Genomic DNA, 18,677 nt, shown 5'->3' on the forward strand with positions numbered 1-18,677 from the left:
TGCCCCGACTTACGAATAAAAATAAACACTACACATCATACTACTCCAGTCACTGGAGCTGTTTCGAGAAAAACAAACTCAAAATCAACCCACATTGGAAAGTGAGGACACAAGTTATGGCTACTTTATTGTATATTACTGCCCACCCCCATGATCATCAAACCTCGTTCAGTATGGCTGCCGGCAAAGCGTTTATTGATGCGTACAAAGAAAGTCATGCCTCTGACGAGGTCATTCATCTGGATCTGTACCGTTCCAATATTCCACATATCGATGCGGATGTATTCAGTGGATGGGGTAAGTTGCAAACTGGAGGCGACCTGAGCGCTGAAGAACAGTCCAAAGTGCAACGGCTCAATGAACTATCTGACCAGTTCGCGAATGCAGATAAGTATGTATTCGTTTCACCCCTGTGGAACTTCTCCTTCCCTCCTGTACTTAAAGCGTATATCGACTCCATCTGTGTAGCAGGCAAAACGTTCCGATATACGGAGCAAGGCCCTGTAGGACTTCTGACGGATAAAAAAGCGTTGCACATTCAAGCGCGAGGCGGTATCTACTCAGAAGGACCTGCGGCTCAGATGGAATCGGGACATCGTTATTTGGGCATTATCATGTCATTCCTGGGCGTGCCGAAGCTGGATGGTATCTTTGTCGAAGGGCATAACCAGTTTAAAGATCGTGCCGAGGAAATTAAACAAAAAGGTATTGAAGAAGCACAGCGTTTTGCCAAACAATTCTAAGGTGTTTCAGGGCAAACGGCCATAAAAGGAACTAAAAATTTTTGTTTTCCGTGTGTTAAGTAATAAATAAAACCCGCATTCCAGCCCTTGGAGTACAACTCCAGTGGTGGTGCGGGTTTTCCATGTAAATCGGTACAGTATAACCGTGTTATCAAAACTTTTATTTATGCTCAGCCTTTGTGCGCCCCGGCACTGGCACGGCTCATCGTTTCAAGCTTGCGAGTAATCGCATGGCGGTCTATCTTCAGCCCCCAGATCATCTCGATAATCTGTTCTTTCTCTTCCGGGTGATCGGCTTGTTTCAATTGCAACAGCAGTTCGTGCATCTGCTCGTTAATGTCTTCAAACTGATTCCAGAGATCCTGCCGAACTTCGGTCGAATCCATGTGATGATTGGCATCGACTTCTTCTTTCAATGCTTGCAGAATAGCGTCTTTCCATTCCTCATCACCAAGTTGTTTTGCAATGTTCAGGAGATCCAGATAATCGTCAACAAGAAGAGAGTTCAATTCAGCATATGTTTTCATCGTTTATTGCATCCCCTTTTCGTTCTATTTACCCAGTATTATACTCGGTATTTCAGGTAATGCAATAGTTGTCGAGAAAAAGGTAAACATCCGCCTGACTCCTGTCACATTTTGACGACCCTCATATCCTTTAATGTCTCCCTACATCTGCATTGATTAGCCTTCTGTGACCTGCATGTTAAATCAGGATTTAAGTTGTTGTAATAGCTGGACTCGATAAGCTTCGCTCTCAAGGGATTGAATCTCTTTATATTCTGCAGCAGTCAAAATTTTAGGTTCACCTGCGGCCTTGGCAATCATATACACCTTGGCACTTTCCTCTACCACTTGTGTACGGTAATAGGCTTCTCGCAGATTTTTACCTGTCGTTACCAGTCCGTGATTGACCAGAATAAGCGCAGAATGTTCGCTCACCTTGGCAGCCACCGCATCGGCAAGAAGCTTCGTCGTTGGTAACACATAAGGCACAAATCCGATATCTCCAACCAAGGCAGACTGATCCGGGAAGAGATGGGGAAGATGGTCAAAAACTAGACTGAGGGCTATCGTATACGCCGGGTGCGTATGCACAATTGCTTGAATATCCGGGTTAGCACGATAACTGAACAGATGCATGAGCACTTCAGACGAAGGCCGGCTGGCTCCCGCTTCTGTCTCACCAGTCTCAATATCTATAGCGATCCATTCATCCGGTTCAAGTTCCTCCAGAGCGAAGCCGCTTGGAGATAAAAGCATCGTGCCACCCGAGCGTGCGCTAATGTTGCCTCCCGGCCCAACAACAAGCCCTTGGGCTACCGCCTTACGGGCATATTTGGTTAGTTCTTCTCTAATCTGCTGTTCAGACATGTTTTCTCCCGCTCCTTTATTGCTGCTGTTGTTTCAATCGATTTAGTTGTCTGTACTTGCCATAAGCTTCTTGCCAGCGATCTGACTCTTGAGGCGTATACATCTCCGGTTCAAAAGAAGCCGAAACAATGTCACGAATTTCGGACAAACCACCTACTTCGCCAAGAGCTACGTACTGAAGCAGGCAATTGCCAGCCGAAGATGCCTCAACGGGTCCTGCAATCACCGGAAGACCTGTAGCGTTAGCCGTAAACTGACAGAGCAGGCGATTGTGCACACCACCGCCAACCATATGAAGGATAGGAGGTCTTATGCCCGTAATCTGTTCAAGTTCATCGAGCGTCTGCCGAAATTCCATGGCCAGACTTTCCAGTATACAGCGAACGATGGCTCCAACGGTTTCGGGAACAGGTTGGAAAGTGCGCTCGCAATATTGCCTGATTCGTTTAGGCATATCACCTGGGCTCATAAAAACATCGTCTCCCGGCGATACCAACGATTGATGCGGACGTGCTGATGCAGCAAGCTGGATTAATTCTTCATGGGAATAGAATTGATTTTCCCGTTCCCACTGGCGTTTACACTCCTGAAGCAACCACAGACCTGAACGATTTTTCAGCGTTCTCACCTTACCATTAACGGTTCCTTCATTCGTAAAACCAAGCTCACGGCTCAGATCACTCAATACAGGAGTTTCGCGCTCCATTCCCATAAGAGACCATGTTCCGCAGCTGATAAAAGCAAAGTCCGTTCCAGTCGCCGGAATCGCCGCCAGTGCTGAAGCCGTATCATGTGAACCAACGGATACGACTTGCATGGGACCAGTGTGCAATTCTCGAACCAGGTCATCGGTCAAATGACCAAGCACAGTACCTGGTTGAACTAGGCGTGGAAATAATGATGCAGGTAGCCCCAGGCGAGTCATTAACGATTCATTCCATCTGGATTCCCCGCTATGAAGCAAACCACTTGTGCTTGCTATCGTATACTCACATGCTTGTTCACCGGACAGATAATAGTGAAACAGATCCGGCATGAATAATAGACGTGTGTCAGTATCAGGATTCATTGTACTATCTTTTGAATTGATCCCACTGTCTTGAAGTTCACCGAATAACTGAAATATCGTATTAATCTGCTGAGGTAGCACACCTGACATCGCATATAGCTCTTGTCCACTGACCATCTGAAGCACATCGTTCATGGATTTCGCATGACGTGCATCTCGATAATGTCGCGGATTTCTGCGTAATCTTCCCGCACCGTCAATCAGTCCGTAATCGACGCCCCAGGTATCCACCGCAATGGAACGCACCTGTGCTGATATGCCTTCAGTACCTTTGCGTATCCCTTGTTTTAACTCGTGGAATAAACGAAGGAAATCCCAGTGCAATTCATCCCGAAGCTGAACCGGGTCATTGGGAAAGCGATGAACCTCATGTAGCATCAGTCTGTTCCCGTCTAGCGACCCCCGAACAACTCGGCCGCTACCGGCACCGAAATCAGCAGCAAGTACATGTGCAGCCTGATTCCCCATGTGACAGCCTCCTTCACTCAGCGTCTCAACGATACAACGGTCCAAATACGCTGCAAGCACGATAATCGGCACTCTCCGGCTCACTTGTGCCAAACAATCCCCATGCCCGCGGACGGAAAATATCTTTCTCAGGTACATTGTGCATATTAACGGGTATGCGCAGCATTGATGCCAACGTAATCAAATCGGCACCAATGTGTCCATACGAGATTGAACCATGGTTCGCTCCCCATTGATTCATCACCTCATACACCGAAGTGAACGCTCCTGAGCCTGTGAGAATTGGAGCAAACCAGGTCGAAGGCCATGTTGGATCGGTCCGCTGATCCAGCGTGTCATGAACATTCTCTGGCAGATCCACCGTATAACCTTGAGCAATCTGCAGCACCGGTCCCAATCCTTTAACTAAATTCAAACGGGTCATGGTCACAGGCATACCGCCCTTGGTCAGAAAGTCAGCCGAGTATCCTCCTCCGCGGAAATATTCAACGGAAGCGGGTCTCCATGAGGTTGCTTTCAAGCAATGCTGCACTTCTTCATCCGTGATATCCCAAAAAGGTTTGAGAACAGGCTTGCCATCTTTCGATTGCTCCCCCGTTCCATCGAGGGCAGCAGAACCGGAGTTGATCAAATGTAAAATGCCCGCTGCAGCGTGTCCCTCCAGTTGATGTCCAGTCACCCGCTTCACTGAATCAGGGCTCCAATACGTGCGTACGTCTGCGAAAATCTGAGCCGTATGTGTGAGTAGAGACCCAAACAACATCGACACACCGTTTAGACTGTCATTCTCCGTAGCCACTAGATAGGGTGCACGCTTGCCGTTCCAGTCAAACGTAGAGTTCAATATGGACTCCAGAAAATCTCCATTAGGCGCATGATCCGTCCATTGCCGCTGGCCTTGGAAACCGGATACAATGGCATGATGTCCCATGGCCTCTTCTTCATATCCAAGTGCAGCAAGCTTCGGATTACCAGCCATCAGATCCCGTACGATTTGCGTCATTTTAACCACGGTCTCCCACTCATCGTCCTTACGTTTTCGATCAGACTGAAGATGCTCCGGGTTGTTATCCGGACCTTCACTACAGTTCTCCTTTACCCACGCCATAGCCAGCTTGTATTCTTCAGGATCATAGATTTCTTCTTCGATACGCCGTGTCAATTCGCTCATATCCACATATTCGTTTCGCATGCCCAGATATTCCTGAAAAAAAGAATCATTCACGATCGAACCTGCAATGCCCATCGACACGGAGCCAATAGACAGATACGCCTGCCCTTTCATCGTGGCTGCCGCAAGCCCAGCTCGACTGAACCGGAGCAGTTTGTGACGCACATCATCTGGAATCGTAGTGTCACCGCCGTCCTGAACATCTTCACCGTAGATGCCAAACGCCGGAATGCCCTTCTGTGCATGTGCAGAGAGCACGGCAGCCAAGTATACTGCTCCCGGCCGCTCTGTGCCGTTAAAACCCCAAATTGCCGTTGGAGTAGATGGTGACATATCCATCGTTTCCGTACCATAACACCAGCATGGCGTTACCGTAATCGTAACACCCACATTAGACCGGCTGAACAACGAAGCAGCGGCCGCTGCTTCGGCGACGCCACCAATACAGGTCTCGGCCACTACGCATTCAACCGGGGAACCATCGGCATAACGAAGTTCGGATGAGATCAATTCAGCTACCGACGTTGCCATGCGCATCGTTTGCTCTTCCAGCGACTCGCGCACACCCTTGCGTCTACCGTCTATTGTGGGACGAATACCAATCTTGGGAAAAGCCTGTTGATAACGATAATCCTGATGAGTCATGCGAGAACGTCCTCCTTTTAGTGCATTTCAATAAAAGCATGTGGAATTGAGAATATGCTGACTGAACGATGAGCGGCAAAAGAAAAAGAAATCAACTCAGACTAGCGGGTAAGCATCTGCCGATAACCACACTTGTTGAAATATTGAATACGTTTACATTGTTCTGAAAAAAATAAACCGCTCTCAGTTATCATCCTTACATGTCATTCACTGCTCCTTTGGTAGACAATGATCAACCATGAAAAATAACGAGAACGGGCGTGTTTTCGAGGTGTATAAACAATCTTGTAGCAATATTATCCAGAAATAATCTGAAAAAGTATTTGAATTCAACCAAAATGATCATGTAATTTGAATCAAATTGAATTAAATAAAGAATATAGGGTTATCGGTAACCCTAACATAACATTCACTAATCTTGCTGTCAATTGCCTTTATCCTATAGAATGAAAAGACTATGTTGTGAAAGGTTCGATTCCATTGATTACAATCTATGATATAGCCAAAAAAGCGAATGTCTCCGCCATGACAGTCTCCAAAGTCATTAATCACACAGGTCGGATCAGTGCTGCGACACGCGAGCGTGTGCAAGAGGTCATTGATGAACTGGGTTACATTCCGAACTCCAATGCACGAAGTCTGGTGTTACAACGTACACATATGTTATCTCTTTTGATCACCGACATTACCAACCCTTTCTATACAACGCTCGCCCGAGGTGCTGAAGATGCCGCGCATCTTCGGGGTTACCGCGTTTTATTTGGCAATAGTGACGAGGATTATCGTAAAGAAAAAGAGTATGTAGAAGCCGTTCTGTCAACTCGGGTGGATGGTGTGCTCTTTGCACCTGCCGGAGACCGTTCCCTCACCCATCTTGAGCAGCTGCAGGCTCGAAACATCCCATTTGTGTTTTTGGATCGCACCGTGCCGGGTATTACTTCCGACGTAATTGCTGGAGACAGCCTTGAAGGCGCAATAGAACTCATGCGTTATCTCATTAATCTGGGGCATGAGCATATCGCGCTCGTCAATGGATCTTCAGAAGTTTCAACTGCCAGACTGCGGGAAGAAGGCTATATCGAAGGACTTCGGGAAGCCGGAATTGTTCCTGATCCCTCGCTGGTGCTTCGTACAGGCTATCGGGATTTCAGTGACGATGAGGGGTTGGAACGTTTGCTCTCTCGGCCACGGCAGCCTACTGCTATTTTTGCGGCAAACAACATGCTGGCGATTGGGGTTATCCGGTTGCTGCGTAAACGAGGACTTAGGGTCCCCGAGGACATCTCTGTCGTTTGCTTTGATGACCTTGATCTGGCTTCTGCCTTTGATCCTTTCCTGACCGTTATTGCACAGCCTGCGTACGAATTCGGATATCAGGGAATGCAGATGTTGATAAATCGAATTGAAGGGAAACTGTCTTCTGACAATGAAACGATCATTTTGCCTTCCGAGATGCGAATACGCACTTCTGCTTCGGCGCCGCCTACCACCTGATATCTTCTTATAAAAACAAAAAAACAGGACGTTCCGGAGATCGCTTCTCTGGTTCATCCTGTTTAAAATATTTGACTCGTTTATCGTTCTGACTGCAAAGCGAGTGCAATCTCACGCACAAGTCCTGGCAACCAGTCCATAAGGGCTTCAAACGTATATCCGGCCTGCTCCGCTTTAGAGGTATCCATCGTCCATGACTGTTGCACTCCGAAAGGCGACATGTCCTCATCAACCGTTTGCTTCAGAATCTGAGACTGCATCCCTGTTACCGTTTCAATCAGGTGCATCATAGCTGTCAGTGTAATCGAACCCTTGGACGCCGCGTTCACAGGACCAGTCAACGAAGCATGTCCAAGCCAAGCGAGAAATCTTGCAGCTTCGGTCGAATGAATGAATCCAATCTCCGCTTCGGGATTCGGCATCCCAATCGGTTTTCCCTGTTGCACATGTTTGATATGGAAATGAAGCCGTCTCGTATAATCATCCATTCCAAGCACAATGGGTATGCGCATCGACGCTACCGGGAAGGTGGCAGTTTGAAAAAAGACTGCTTCTGCAAGCCGCTTGCCTTCACCATAGTCAAAGTCTTCCTTGTTGCCATACTGTAATGGATAAGTATACGGATCAAAATCCGTCTCCACAAAACCTTCTCTCGGTTCTCCATATACTGACAGTGTGGAGGTTAACACATATCTTTTGGTACGTCCGGCAAATGCTTCACAAGCCGCTTTCGCTTCATTGGGAGAGTAGCAGATATTATCGTAAACGACATCCCATTCATCCAACTGTGCGGCTTCGGCTACAGACTGAGGATCTTCCCGATCCATCCGGAACCGTTTCACTTCCGCTTCAAATTCCACCTCCGCTTGTCCGCGTGTAGCCACCGTAATCTCTGATTTCCCTTCCCATAACAAATGATCCACCAGACGTTTACCGAAGAAACGCGTACCTCCGAGGATAAGCACTTTTTTCATGTTGTCCCCTCCAATCTTCTATAATGACGGCTTGATTATCCGAAGCATCGTATGAGCATTGCGCTGAAATTCATAAGATGTTCTGACCTCAGATAGAATGTATCCCCTTTTTTCCAAAAATAACTTCAGTTCATCCATATGCTTATAACGCTTGCCCGACAAATCTACTGTTGGAAAGATACGAATCTCATTTCTTGTCACACGTAACATCTCCAGCAACGTCTGAACATGGAAATCAAAACTTAACCGATCTGCGTAGGTGAACAAAAAATGTGCGGACAAGGTCAGATCAAACTGATCATCGCTAAAAGGCAACTCAGGTAATACGGTGGGCACATAACATTCCGGATGTTGTCTCATATCCTCCACACAATCTGTAATGGCTCGCAATCGTTCCTGCTTCAATCCAGCAATTGATCCGAATTGATCCCATACATACTTTTCTTGAACGGTGTGCATCTGTTCCATCGTATGTTCAATGTCATGTAATCCCTTCGTTTCAAGCTCATCTATTCCATACTGGTAAACGATATCTGCTGCCACAGAATGAGCCCCATGTCTCCGCGCCTGGCTGCTGAAAGAACATGCCCCTCCGGGACAGTCCAGGATCGCCTGGCCTACAAGCTCATCCTCAGTCAGATCAAACATTCGCATATATTCCTCAAACGTTCTTCCTATAAAAACAATCTGGGATAACTCCAAGCCGTTCTCTTCATGCTGTTGCGTCTGTTGGATGTGCTTCAACTTCATATTCATGCTGTCTTCTGTACGTTCCCGTTCTTCTCTGCTCTCCTGACCATTTACGATCCTCTGCTCTTCTCGGCTCATCTCTTTCGCTTCCTTCCTCGTGAAATGTTTCGTTTAATCGTTAGGGAAAATAAGACCAATCTGCTGTCTGATCTGATCCATTACCTGCATGGTTTGATAAGAACGTTCATATGTGTTCATATCGGATTCTAATTTCCCTTGCTGAACTAGATTCACGAACTCCTCTACCTCATAATACATCGCAGGGTGTTTCTGTTCCACTGTCAGTACCTCTACGGTTCCATCATTGTAACGGATCTCAGCATGTTCAGGCGAACCGATTTTGTCAATGATGATGCTGCCGCGCTCGCCCATTATTTCGCTAGGTACATGTGAATTAGCGATTTTGGAGTACGTTACAACGGCATCCATTCCATCATAATTCAGCAATACACTTCCCTGACCGTCTACGCCGGACTCCAGCATCATCGCTTGGGATTGAACCTGCTTCGGCGCACCAAATAACGTGATGAGCGGATATAAACAATACACACCCAGATCCATCAACGCCCCATTAGCGAGCTCAGGCTTGAATGCGTTCAACACGATACCTTCCTTGTACTTATCGTAACGCGATGAATACTGCGAATAGCCCGCTATGTACTTGCGAACGGGGCCGATTTTAGGCAAATGCTGCTCTGCACTTTTAAAAACCGGAACAAGCGTGGACTTCATCGCTTCCATTAGTAGCACATTATGTTGCCGTGCTGTCTCGATCATGCTGTGTACTTCTGCGGCATTAGCTGCCAGCGGTTTCTCGCACAATACATGCTTGCCATTTCTCAGGAATAGCTCCGCCTGCTGCGCATGCAGCGTATTTGGCGTCGCAATATATACCGCATCCAGCCTGTCACTGGCCGCCATCTCTTCCAGATCCGTAAAACGATAGGCTGCATCATATCGGTCTGCAAATGCGTTAGCCTTATCTTCTGTACGCGAAAATACCGCCGTAAGCTGAAAATCCTCTACTTGAACAGCAGATTCCAGCAGTCTTTCTGTAATCCAGTTCGTACCTACTACACCGAATCGAACCATGTCTATCTACCTCTTTCGTCTATGACTAGGTCGTGTCTGAAAACGCTGAAGAAAGCAGATTTTGTTGAATTTTCGTTCCAAGCGAGGAAGTTTTCTGCAGGCGTGCCGGGGCACGTCAAGGGAAACTAACGAAGCATGGGGCGAAAAGGCGGTAAAAGATGCACTTCAGTAGGTTTCAAGACACGTCCTAATATCTGTAATTGATTATTGGGTCAGGAGATCAGAATGATCCATGCTATATCAATGACCTGTCCTTTATATTGTAGCGCATATTTCAGCAGGAATGAAGAAAGAGCTTATCTTGGTTAGTTCTGGGGGTTAAAGCAAATAGAACTTAGTTCATTCTCTTGCAACGTTTCCCTGTAATAAACGTTTTAATAAGAATTAGGGTATTTAGGAAGGAGATGCAATATGAATTTTTTTATTTATCTAGGGATCATTCTCATTTTTGTTTCTGGAGTTTGCATTGGAGCATGGACAACGGGTTACCAACAAAGAGGTAATTTTTATTCAGAATCTAAGGAAGACCGTGAAATAAAGAAGAAAGTTGCTAAATGGTCTACTTTAGCAGGTGTCTGTTCGTTTACAGTTGCTGGATTGATCTATTTATTAAGCTAAATTATTAAGTTAGATTATAAATAAATTGCTTCATATTCCGCTTACGGAGGTCTCTCATGAAAAAAGCAATTCTATTGATTCTCATTAGTATGATTGTATTTACAGGCTGCTCTAACAAAGAAGAACAAATAAATTATCCAATTTACGAGGGAACTGTGGTTTATAAAGAAGTTAAGCATGATACGTATAGATTTCTTATGCTCCAAAATATAAGTAAGGAAGATTTGGAAAATGGAGATCCCGAGAAATTTGTAGAATTAGGACAAGATCAAGAAGCTGCATTTTATTACCTCGATAAAGAAAATTATGAGTCAATTGAAGTAGGACAAAAAGTGAGAGTCACTGCTGATATTAACCAAAATGAATCCAACCCGCCTCTTAGATCGACTCTGAAAATTGAAAAGATCAATGAGTAAGGAACTCACCATACTTTTGTCTTCAAATAATAAAAAAGAATTTTGTTTAATAAATTGCGGTTATATTGATATCTTGCGATTTCAATCCGAAACTTCGTGATTTCCAGATCATGCAGGGTATAATTCTAACAGAGGTGAGATTATGAAACGAACACTGCAACATGATAACCTGCCTTCAGGGATTCCTCATGAGTACTGGGATGCGATTATGCAAAATGACCACAAGTACGATGGTACTTTTTTCTACGCGGTACAAACAACTGGCATTTTCTGTCGTCCCTCGTGTAAATCGAGAGCACCCAAATCGGACAATGTGCTGATTTTTCAAAATGCGGAACAAGCCCTGGCTCACAAGTTCAGACCCTGCAAGCGCTGTAAACCTACGGGAGAACGCGTGCCAGATCAAGAGTGGATTCACGGGGTGACGGAGTATATCGGGAAACATTACGCCGAACCGTTAACGCTGGATGTACTTGCTGCTGCAAGCCACGGAAGTCCATACCATCTTCATCGGGTTTTCAAACGCATTACGGGTCTAACTCCCGTGCAATACATTCAGACCAAGCGGATAAACGAAGCACAAAACCTGCTTCAACATACACATCTAACCGTGACCGAGATCGCACGCCAAGTCGGTATATCCAATTCGGCTTATTTCATTTCCGTCTTTCGAAAGCACACGGGAGTTACTCCTTCACATTACAGGGAAAGGCATGACAACCTATGAAGACACAAATAGCCTATAAACTCCCCAAAACGTTATTAAACAAAGGCACCGGCTTCCTGGGTGGTTACATCCATACCTTAAACCCTTACACTGGCTGTAGCTTTGGATGTTCATACTGTTACGTCAGGCAGATGCCTGTTTCCTTATTTCGCAAGGAAGACTGGGGAAGCTGGGTTGATGTGAAAAAAGAAGCCTCGGGCATCCTCGCCAAGGAATTGCAGCGTGCCCGTAAGAAAGGCAAAGTAACCATCTTCATGTCGTCTAGCACCGACCCGTATCAACCCGTCGAGGCTCAGGAACAAATTACACGTTCTTTGCTGGAAACGATGCTGCTGTATCCGCCGGATTTTATATTGGTGCAGACCCGTAGCCCGCTTGTAACGCGGGATATCGATATCCTGCATCAGTTTGGTGAACGTGTGCGGGTGAGCATGACGGTTGAGACGGATCAAGATGATATTCGCAAACACTTTACCCCCTCTGCGCCGCCCATTGCAGGCCGCCTGCATGCACTTAAGCAACTGAGAGATGCTGGAATTTCTACTCAGGTTGCCATTGCCCCCGTACTGCCGAGCAGTGAACAGTTTGCCTCTGCCCTTAGGCCGCTCGTTCAGCGAGTATGCATTGATGATTATTTTATGGGTGACGGTAGCGAAGGCAAACGAACACGAAGACTTGGGATGGAGAATCTTTATCAAGAAATCGGTATGCAACACTGGTATCAGCCAGATGCGTACAAAACAGTTGTAGAACGTATGCAGGCCTGTTTTGCGGAACATGAGATCTATATTAGTCAGTCCGGATTCGAGCCTTGATTGGAAGACTTGGCCTACAAAATAACCTCTGTACCTATGACTTGGACAGAGGTTATTTCATTCTGTTGAATGGGCTACGAACGTGTGTTCATTTACTGATCCAACGTATAAAGTGGCAGATTCACTGGCAGTGCCGCTGGACGCTGACACGTACTCTGCATTTTATAAAAGGTCTGTTCATCCGATGAGTCATGGAATGCCCACATCGCTTCGAGCACATGATAAGCCAGCTCGCCGCTGGCACGGTGTGCGCGCCCACCGTGTGCCGCATAAGCCATATCCGCCACGCCGATGCCACGCGTATTTTCCTGATAGCCTGGAAGCAGCGGTGCTTCCGTCCATTCGTGTTCGCCCATCAAGCGATAGCGAACCGGGCCGCCAAAGGTGTTCGGATCAGGAACTTGCAGTGTACCATGAGTCCCGTATATCTCAATCGGTGGCAACGAACTCCCGCCAAATACATCAAAGCTTGTAATGAGCGTGCCGATGGCCCCCTGTTCAAATTGAAGCAGACCGGTGACATGTGTTGGAATGTCAACGGGAATGATCTGGCCTCTCTTTTTCTCACTCGTAATCGTTCGTTCAGTCATCGCCTTGCCGGTCATTCCTGCAATGGACTTAATCGGTCCCAGTAACTGAACAAGTGCAGTCAGATAATAAGGCCCCATATCAAACATCGGTCCCCCACCGCTTGCATAATAGAACTCCGGATCGGGATGCCAGAACTCATGTCCCCGGCTCATCATGAAGGCAGTTGCCGCTACCGGCTTGCCGATAATCCCATCTTCCACGAGTTGCAGTGCCGTCTGAATGCCTGAACCAAAGAAGGTTTCAGGTGCGCAGCCCACCAGCAGACCTTGACGTTTTGCTGTTTCAAGTACAGCCCGCCCTTCTTCACGGGTAACCGCGAGCGGTTTCTCGACATAGACGTGTTTGCCTGATTCCAGCGCACGTATACAGACTTCTGCATGAACGGCGGGAATCGTCAGATTGATGATCAGTTCAATCTCGGGACTCGCGAACATTTCGTCCACCGTGTATACGTTAGGAACGTTGTAGGCAGCTGCCTGCTCCTCTGCCCGACTCCGATCCAGGTCGGCGACCGCAACCAGCTCAAGCACCTCGAAACGGTGACAGTTCTCCATATAGATGCCGCTGATTTTACCACAGCCGATAATACCTACTTTCATTGTTTTCATGCCCTTGCTCCCTTCGCCGTGGATCTGATATGTGTTGTTTAAAGTTCTCTTATGGATGTCGTGTGAAAGCGAAATTACAAACGTACAGATTGACTAGGTTAATTAACTGTAACTGAAGGACATTAAGTCTGGTTGTCTGCCATCCCTGTGTACACCTCGGTTGCACCCGATATCCGGCTCTTCGCCAGTTCCTTGCCCGCTGCTGTCCAGAGAAAACCACTGCGCATCATTTCGGTTACGGGTTTCATATCAACGATATCTGCATGGTGTCCGAGTGAATTGTAAAACACACGTCCTGCATCCCAGCGCTTCGTCCACGCTACAGGCATATCGACAGGCCCATTCGCAGCGTGAGGACCGGATACAATCGGGAAACGGGTAGTTGCCAGCACTTCCACAGCCGGGTCAACGTGCAAGTAGTACTGCTCGCTTTTCACCTGAAAATCTTCAATATGTTCAAAAAGCGGACTGGAGCCACGCTTCATGTTCACCATATATTCCACACCATCGTTGCCTGGGTGAGCCACCCATTGTCCCCCCGTCATAAACTGCCAGTCTACGTTGTTACGGAACGCGTCACACATGCCGCCATGCAGACCTGCAAGGCCTACACCGCTCTGCACAGCCGCTGAAACGTTATTCACCAGCTCCTGTTCAATCTGTCCCATCGTCCATAGGGGTACAATCAGATCCAAACCAAGAAGCTTATCAGCGTCTGCATATGATTCCAATGTATCGGAAACTTCAACTTCGAACTGCTCTTCTTTTAAAATGCGCTCAAAAATCGCGGCTACTTGCTCCGGCTCATGTCCATCCCAGCCGCCCCATACAATCAATGCTTTTTTCATCGCTAGATCCTCGCTTTCAATTCATTCGATATTTTCTGTTCTGTCTTCAGACCTTATCTCTTCCGCATCCCGTTATTACATCATTACATCTCTTCAAGAGTTACCCAGCGACGCTCCGTTACCGAACGTTCTACGGCTTCAAGTACTGCTTGACAGGCAACTCCATCATGGAAGTTTGGCGACGGCTGACGGCCTTCCGAAATAGCGGTTACAAGCTCCAACATTTCATGTGTGAACGTGTGTTCAAAACCAATCGTATGTCCCGCAGGCCACCATGCTTCGGCATATTTATGCGCAGGATCGGTAGCGAGTACGCGGCGGAAGCCCTGTACATCCTCGTCATCTTTCGTAAAATAAACTTCCAGTTCGTTCATCCGTTCAAAATCAAAACGCACACTGCCCAAGCTGCCGTTAATCTCAAAAGAATTCGTGCTTCGATGCCCGGCTGCAAAGCGTGTCGCCTCAAAACTGCCAAGCGCCCCGCCTGCGAATCTCGCCAGGAACAATGTGGCGTCATCCACGGTTACCTCACCTTTAGGTGCATCTGCACTTGAACTGCCTTTGGCACTAAGACCTGTCATCTCGGAAGCGAGCGGACGTTCTTTGATGAACGTTTCACTCATGCCAATAACCTCCTGGAATTCACCAACGAGGAAACGAGCGAGGTCAATTAAGTGAGCACCGAGATCACCGTGTGAACCGGAACCTGCGACTTCTTTTTGCAGACGCCATACGAGCGGGAAGTTCGGGTCCAGAATCCAGTCCTGAAGGAAAAATGCACGGAAATGATAGATTTTGCCCAAACGTCCGCTTTCGATCAAATCTTTTGCCAGCTGTACGGCTGGGGAGAAACGATAGTTAAACCCGACCATGTGGGTTATACCAGCCTCTTCTGCTGCTTGTAGCATCTCACGGGAGTCAGCCAGCGAGAGCGCGAGTGGTTTCTCACAGAACAGATGCTTGCCTTGACGAGCTGCTTCCAGTGCAATTTCTTTATGAGCATCACTTGGAGCATTAATATCAATGAGGTCGATGTCATCCCGCTTGACCAGTTCACGCCAATCCGTGACGCTCTCCGACCATCCAAACTGGTCTGCTGCCGCCTGAACTCCCTCCTGGTTCCGACCGCAAATTACCGACATTTCGGGCTGCAACGGAGCAGAAGGGAAAAACATCGGCAGACTGCGATATGCATTGCTGTGAGCCTTCCCCATAAATTTGTATCCAACCATTCCTACGCGAAGACGTTTTGACATGTTCAATTCCTCCTTGGATAGAATGTAGAAACTTTTTATAGAATAGCTAAGCTCAAATATGTCGAATAGAAGAAGTACGAATAATCAATTCAGTGGGCAAAAGCGTTCTTGGAGAGTCATAGGTAACATTAGAATGATAGCCCTTTACTCCCAGTGCATCCGTTGCTCCATTAGAACCGTGCACCAACTTAGACACAGCAAGCTCCCCCATCTCGAAAAAGGGAACCCGGACGCTGCTCAGCGCCGGAACCGCCATCTCGGCCGCATCGGAGTCATCATACCCGACGAATGCAGGGAAATCCTGAGTCCGAACTCCTCGTTCCCGCAAGCCATGCATCACGCCAATTGCCATCCGGTCATTCGCTGCAAACACTGCATCAATCTCATGCAAGCGCTCAGCTACAATGGCAGCCGCCTCAATTCCACTCCGCCTGCTGTAATTCCCTTCAAACAGCAAGCTTGGATCCAGCTCCATGCCCGCCTCGTGCAGACCCAATCGCACGCCCTCCAGCCGATCCTGACTGTTCGAATAGCTGTCTGGCCCATTCAAAAAGGCGATTCTGCGATAGCCCTGATCTGCAAGATGGCTTATAGCAAGCCTGCTTCCCTCGACATGATCGGCATCGACTTCCGTAAACGATTCGCCTGCAAAATGCTGGTTCATAACACAGAACGGATGGCCTTCCCGATCCAGTTGTTGCATCGCTGCCAGCTCATCCTGATCATGTCTTGCACCAAGAATGATACAGGCATCAATCTTCTGTCTGCGAAAAAGATCCGTGTAATTCATGGCTTCACCTGGGGTTTGGAACATGACCAGCAGATCAAGGCCGTTGTCTCTCGCTTTGCTTCCGATACCACTTAACATTTCCGAGAAAAAATAGGCCGAGAACAGATGTGCCTTCGGTACATAAGGCAATACGACACCCAAATTACCGCTCTTGCTTCTGGCAAAGCTACGTGCAAGTGCACTGGGTACATAGCCTAATCTCTCGGATGCTTCAAGCACTCTGCGGCGAGTCTCTTCCCTGATCGGTCCAACGCCATTTAAAACCCTGGATACCGTCGCTTCGGAAACTCCGGCGAGCTCAGCGACTTCTCTACGAGAAGCCATGTCTTTCACCTCCTTAAGATACAATGTGCAAGTCAGAAACCATTTCAATATCCATTTATGTACGCGCGTACATTTTCTCATGCCATGTAACCGTTGTCAATGCTAAAACAACAAAAAGAATGAGGAATTCAGGATTAACCTTTTCCTCATTCTTTTTTTATCAATAACTTAGCGCACAGTTGATTTCTATTCATTTAAGAAGAAAGAATCTTATCCATTCGTTGTTACGATTGGTTCCTTAGTCGACTGGCTGAATTCGGCCTGTTCCATCGCTTTAGTCAGTTTTCGAAACCGATTTGATGGCTCAGAGGATGCCTGAAGTTTACGAACCTTATGCAGTACTTCCTTATTAGGCAGGAAATGCTGGGAACGAATAAAACGAATCGTTTTGGTTTTGGCACGCATGACAATCGAATCCGTCTCGGCGCGATCATCTGCAAGATAACGTACTCCGCCAAGAATCTCTCCCGGCGTTACTCCCGTTGCGGCAAAAATAACATCCTCGGTACCGATCATGTCTTCCATCGTTAACACCTTGTAAGGGTTATCAATTCCCATCTGCAAGCAGCGTTGGAATTCGTCTGCATTGGCAGGCATCAAGCGGCCTTGGATCTCGCCTCCCAGGCAAGATAAGGCTGCTGCAGCCAGTACACCTTCAGGCGCTCCGCCTGAACCAACATACAGGTCAATTCCTGCTTCCGGAAAGGCTGGAGCCATTGCCCCGGCAACATCGCCGTCACTAAGAAACTTGATCCGCACGCCAACTTTGCGCAGCGTCTTGATTGTACTCTCATGCCGCACACGATCCAGAATCATCACGGTGAGATCGGAGATATTTTTGTTCAGCGCAGCCGCAGCTTTCTCCAAGGTCACTTCAACCGGATCTTCAATGCTGACCTTTCCTACCAGTGCAGGACCAACAGCCAGCTTCTCCATATACATGTCCGGAGCGTGGAGCAGATTTCCTTTTCCCGCTACCGCAATGACCGACAGCGCGTTGTTCAAGCCTTTGGCTACGATCTCTGTGCCTTCCAAAGGATCAACAGCGACGTCAACTTCCGGTCCTTCTGCATTTCCTACTTCCTCACCGATGTACAACATTGGGGCTTCATCCATCTCACCTTCCCCAATCACGACCGTGCCACGAATGGACACGGAATCGAACATGGCACGCATGGCTAAAGTAGCCGCTTCATCTGCACTATTCTTGTCGCCTCTTCCCATCCAAGGGGCAGAAGCTAAAGCCGCCAATTCTGTTACTCGCACAATTTCCAACGCCAGTTCGCGTTCCATGGTTGCCACTTCCTTTCTGATTTCCCACAGCATACCGTGAAGGTCATCTGAAAATCTATCGCAAATCCATATCAAATCAATCTACAAACGGCGTAGTAGCAACCTCTTATCGATTTATTTGCTAATTTTCCCATTTATTAATTAGTTGATTTTTAGTTTTTTTTAGACACGCTTAGAGTAAAAACAGCTCCATTTTGTCTTGTCCTATTATTAATATTTTTTCCAATTTTCAACGTAGTTTTCCTTCCTGTCACTTGTTCAAGAGATTATGTCATCTTGCTTTGCTTGTGGAGTGCTGTAACCTGAGTAAGAGTGCCGTGTTGAGCAAAAGTTAGAAGCAGAAGCTGCACATTTTCCGGCAGAATCGAAAACGATTTTCGGGAAACTGTCCCCGGTTCAAACCGCCTTAATAAAATGGAATTTGCGCATGGCAATTCAGATCATTCATCCATGCTTGAGTCGAGCTAACCATAGGGTCGATTTCATTATTAATCAGGACTTTATCTTTTCTTAATGCCATAGACACAGTCTATAAAAGACATCGAAAAATATAAGTTTACATAATATTTATTATGAAATTATAAATCGCGTCACATCCTAATTCATTCCATT

General features: G+C 47.1%; 18 protein-coding genes. 6 read left to right on the forward strand and 12 right to left on the reverse strand.

Annotation, left to right across the window (positions count from 1 at the left end; genetic code table 11):
* The first annotated feature begins 116 nt into the window (after positions 1–116).
* Complete coding sequence (locus AC1VYS_RS15845) at positions 117–743, forward strand: FMN-dependent NADH-azoreductase (protein ID WP_482910499.1); 627 nt, start codon at positions 117–119, stop codon at positions 741–743.
* Positions 744–913: 170 nt separating this feature from the next.
* On the opposite strand, the gene AC1VYS_RS15850 is transcribed toward AC1VYS_RS15845, so the two are convergent.
* The 4 genes from AC1VYS_RS15850 to AC1VYS_RS15865 all read right to left on the reverse strand — a co-directional run bounded on the left by AC1VYS_RS15850 (position 914) and on the right by AC1VYS_RS15865 (position 5,469).
* Positions 914–1,270, reverse strand: a complete 357-nt coding sequence (locus AC1VYS_RS15850) for a hypothetical protein (RefSeq protein WP_482910500.1) — start codon at positions 1,268–1,270, stop codon at positions 914–916.
* 183 nt (positions 1,271–1,453) lie between these two features.
* Positions 1,454–2,116 carry a class II aldolase/adducin family protein gene (locus tag AC1VYS_RS15855; protein WP_482910501.1) on the reverse strand — a complete coding sequence of 221 codons (663 nt, stop codon included), beginning with the start codon at positions 2,114–2,116 and terminating at the stop codon, positions 1,454–1,456.
* Between the two features lie 16 nt (positions 2,117–2,132).
* The gene (locus AC1VYS_RS15860) at positions 2,133–3,737 is read right to left on the reverse strand and encodes a rhamnulokinase (protein WP_482915022.1); all 1,605 of its coding nucleotides are present in this window, start codon (positions 3,735–3,737) and stop codon (positions 2,133–2,135) included.
* On the reverse strand, positions 3,679–5,469 hold the full coding sequence (locus tag AC1VYS_RS15865) for an L-fucose isomerase (protein WP_482910502.1): 1,791 nt from the start codon (positions 5,467–5,469) through the stop codon (positions 3,679–3,681). The genes AC1VYS_RS15860 and AC1VYS_RS15865 overlap by 59 nt, the downstream gene beginning before the upstream one ends.
* 480 nt (positions 5,470–5,949) lie before the next feature.
* On the opposite strand from AC1VYS_RS15865, the gene AC1VYS_RS15870 reads away from it, so the two are divergent.
* On the forward strand, positions 5,950–6,963 hold the full coding sequence (locus AC1VYS_RS15870; protein WP_482910503.1) for a LacI family DNA-binding transcriptional regulator: 1,014 nt from the start codon (positions 5,950–5,952) through the stop codon (positions 6,961–6,963).
* 80 nt (positions 6,964–7,043) lie between these two features.
* Here the strand turns inward: AC1VYS_RS15870 and AC1VYS_RS15875 are convergent, their stop codons facing one another.
* From AC1VYS_RS15875 to AC1VYS_RS15885, 3 genes are all read right to left on the reverse strand, one after another.
* Positions 7,044–7,937, reverse strand: a complete 894-nt coding sequence (locus AC1VYS_RS15875) for an NAD-dependent epimerase/dehydratase family protein (RefSeq protein WP_482910504.1) — start codon at positions 7,935–7,937, stop codon at positions 7,044–7,046.
* Positions 7,938–7,955: 18 nt separating this feature from the next.
* Positions 7,956–8,687, reverse strand: a complete 732-nt coding sequence (locus AC1VYS_RS15880; protein WP_482915023.1) for a class I SAM-dependent methyltransferase — start codon at positions 8,685–8,687, stop codon at positions 7,956–7,958.
* 111 nt (positions 8,688–8,798) lie between these two features.
* Positions 8,799–9,779: a Gfo/Idh/MocA family protein gene (locus AC1VYS_RS15885; protein WP_482910505.1), complete on the reverse strand. Its 981-nt coding sequence runs from the start codon at positions 9,777–9,779 to the stop codon at positions 8,799–8,801.
* Between the two features lie 411 nt (positions 9,780–10,190).
* Between AC1VYS_RS15885 and AC1VYS_RS15890 the strand changes: the two genes are divergently transcribed.
* The 4 genes from AC1VYS_RS15890 (at position 10,191) to AC1VYS_RS15905 (ending at position 12,355) form a co-directional block, all read left to right on the forward strand.
* Positions 10,191–10,397, forward strand: a complete 207-nt coding sequence (locus tag AC1VYS_RS15890) for a DUF5316 family protein (protein WP_482910506.1) — start codon at positions 10,191–10,193, stop codon at positions 10,395–10,397.
* 56 nt (positions 10,398–10,453) lie between these two features.
* Positions 10,454–10,813 (forward strand): DUF3221 domain-containing protein, encoded by a 360-nt coding sequence (locus tag AC1VYS_RS15895; protein ID WP_482910507.1) that lies wholly within the window; start codon positions 10,454–10,456, stop codon positions 10,811–10,813.
* A 142-nt stretch (positions 10,814–10,955) separates the two neighbouring features.
* Positions 10,956–11,540, forward strand: coding sequence for a bifunctional transcriptional activator/DNA repair enzyme AdaA (locus tag AC1VYS_RS15900; RefSeq protein ID WP_482910508.1), 585 nt, complete (start codon positions 10,956–10,958; stop codon positions 11,538–11,540).
* A complete protein-coding gene (locus AC1VYS_RS15905; protein WP_482910509.1) occupies positions 11,537–12,355 on the forward strand; it encodes an SPL family radical SAM protein in 819 nt (272 codons plus the stop codon). The genes AC1VYS_RS15900 and AC1VYS_RS15905 overlap by 4 nt, the downstream gene beginning before the upstream one ends.
* 92 nt (positions 12,356–12,447) lie before the next feature.
* On the opposite strand, the gene AC1VYS_RS15910 is transcribed toward AC1VYS_RS15905, so the two are convergent.
* The 5 genes from AC1VYS_RS15910 to glpX all read right to left on the reverse strand — a co-directional run bounded on the left by AC1VYS_RS15910 (position 12,448) and on the right by glpX (position 18,065).
* The gene (locus AC1VYS_RS15910) at positions 12,448–13,554 is read right to left on the reverse strand and encodes a Gfo/Idh/MocA family protein (RefSeq protein WP_482910510.1); all 1,107 of its coding nucleotides are present in this window, start codon (positions 13,552–13,554) and stop codon (positions 12,448–12,450) included.
* A 122-nt stretch (positions 13,555–13,676) separates the two neighbouring features.
* The gene (locus AC1VYS_RS15915) at positions 13,677–14,402 is read right to left on the reverse strand and encodes a ThuA domain-containing protein (protein ID WP_482910511.1); all 726 of its coding nucleotides are present in this window, start codon (positions 14,400–14,402) and stop codon (positions 13,677–13,679) included.
* 83 nt (positions 14,403–14,485) lie between these two features.
* On the reverse strand, positions 14,486–15,658 hold the full coding sequence (locus tag AC1VYS_RS15920) for a Gfo/Idh/MocA family protein (RefSeq protein ID WP_482910512.1): 1,173 nt from the start codon (positions 15,656–15,658) through the stop codon (positions 14,486–14,488).
* A 52-nt stretch (positions 15,659–15,710) separates the two neighbouring features.
* Positions 15,711–16,772 (reverse strand): LacI family DNA-binding transcriptional regulator, encoded by a 1,062-nt coding sequence (locus tag AC1VYS_RS15925; RefSeq protein ID WP_482910513.1) that lies wholly within the window; start codon positions 16,770–16,772, stop codon positions 15,711–15,713.
* 210 nt (positions 16,773–16,982) lie between these two features.
* A complete protein-coding gene (gene glpX, locus AC1VYS_RS15930; protein ID WP_482910514.1) occupies positions 16,983–18,065 on the reverse strand; it encodes a class II fructose-bisphosphatase in 1,083 nt (360 codons plus the stop codon).
* Positions 18,066–18,677: the final 612 nt, after the last annotated feature.

It is taken from the genome of Paenibacillus sp. G34, assembly GCF_056856875.1.

Bases quoted from the DNA above. Each gene is read 5' to 3' on its own strand.
- AC1VYS_RS15885 (WP_482910505.1), bottom strand. From the start codon at position 9,779: ATGGTTCGATTCGGTGTAGTAGGTACGAACTGGATTACAGAAAGACTG.
- AC1VYS_RS15900 (WP_482910508.1), top strand. From the start codon at position 10,956: ATGAAACGAACACTGCAACATGATAACCTGCCTTCAGGGATTCCTCAT.
- AC1VYS_RS15925 (WP_482910513.1), bottom strand. From the start codon at position 16,772: ATGGCTTCTCGTAGAGAAGTCGCTGAGCTCGCCGGAGTTTCCGAAGCG.
- AC1VYS_RS15855 (WP_482910501.1), bottom strand. From the start codon at position 2,116: ATGTCTGAACAGCAGATTAGAGAAGAACTAACCAAATATGCCCGTAAG.
- AC1VYS_RS15850 (WP_482910500.1), bottom strand. From the start codon at position 1,270: ATGAAAACATATGCTGAATTGAACTCTCTTCTTGTTGACGATTATCTG.
- AC1VYS_RS15920 (WP_482910512.1), bottom strand. From the start codon at position 15,658: ATGTCAAAACGTCTTCGCGTAGGAATGGTTGGATACAAATTTATGGGG.
- AC1VYS_RS15865 (WP_482910502.1), bottom strand. From the start codon at position 5,469: ATGACTCATCAGGATTATCGTTATCAACAGGCTTTTCCCAAGATTGGT.
- AC1VYS_RS15845 (WP_482910499.1), top strand. From the start codon at position 117: ATGGCTACTTTATTGTATATTACTGCCCACCCCCATGATCATCAAACC.
- AC1VYS_RS15915 (WP_482910511.1), bottom strand. From the start codon at position 14,402: ATGAAAAAAGCATTGATTGTATGGGGCGGCTGGGATGGACATGAGCCG.
- AC1VYS_RS15880 (WP_482915023.1), bottom strand. From the start codon at position 8,687: ATGAAGTTGAAGCACATCCAACAGACGCAACAGCATGAAGAGAACGGC.
- AC1VYS_RS15910 (WP_482910510.1), bottom strand. From the start codon at position 13,554: ATGAAAACAATGAAAGTAGGTATTATCGGCTGTGGTAAAATCAGCGGC.
- AC1VYS_RS15905 (WP_482910509.1), top strand. From the start codon at position 11,537: ATGAAGACACAAATAGCCTATAAACTCCCCAAAACGTTATTAAACAAA.
- AC1VYS_RS15895 (WP_482910507.1), top strand. From the start codon at position 10,454: ATGAAAAAAGCAATTCTATTGATTCTCATTAGTATGATTGTATTTACA.
- glpX (WP_482910514.1), bottom strand. From the start codon at position 18,065: ATGGAACGCGAACTGGCGTTGGAAATTGTGCGAGTAACAGAATTGGCG.
- AC1VYS_RS15890 (WP_482910506.1), top strand. From the start codon at position 10,191: ATGAATTTTTTTATTTATCTAGGGATCATTCTCATTTTTGTTTCTGGA.
- AC1VYS_RS15875 (WP_482910504.1), bottom strand. From the start codon at position 7,937: ATGAAAAAAGTGCTTATCCTCGGAGGTACGCGTTTCTTCGGTAAACGT.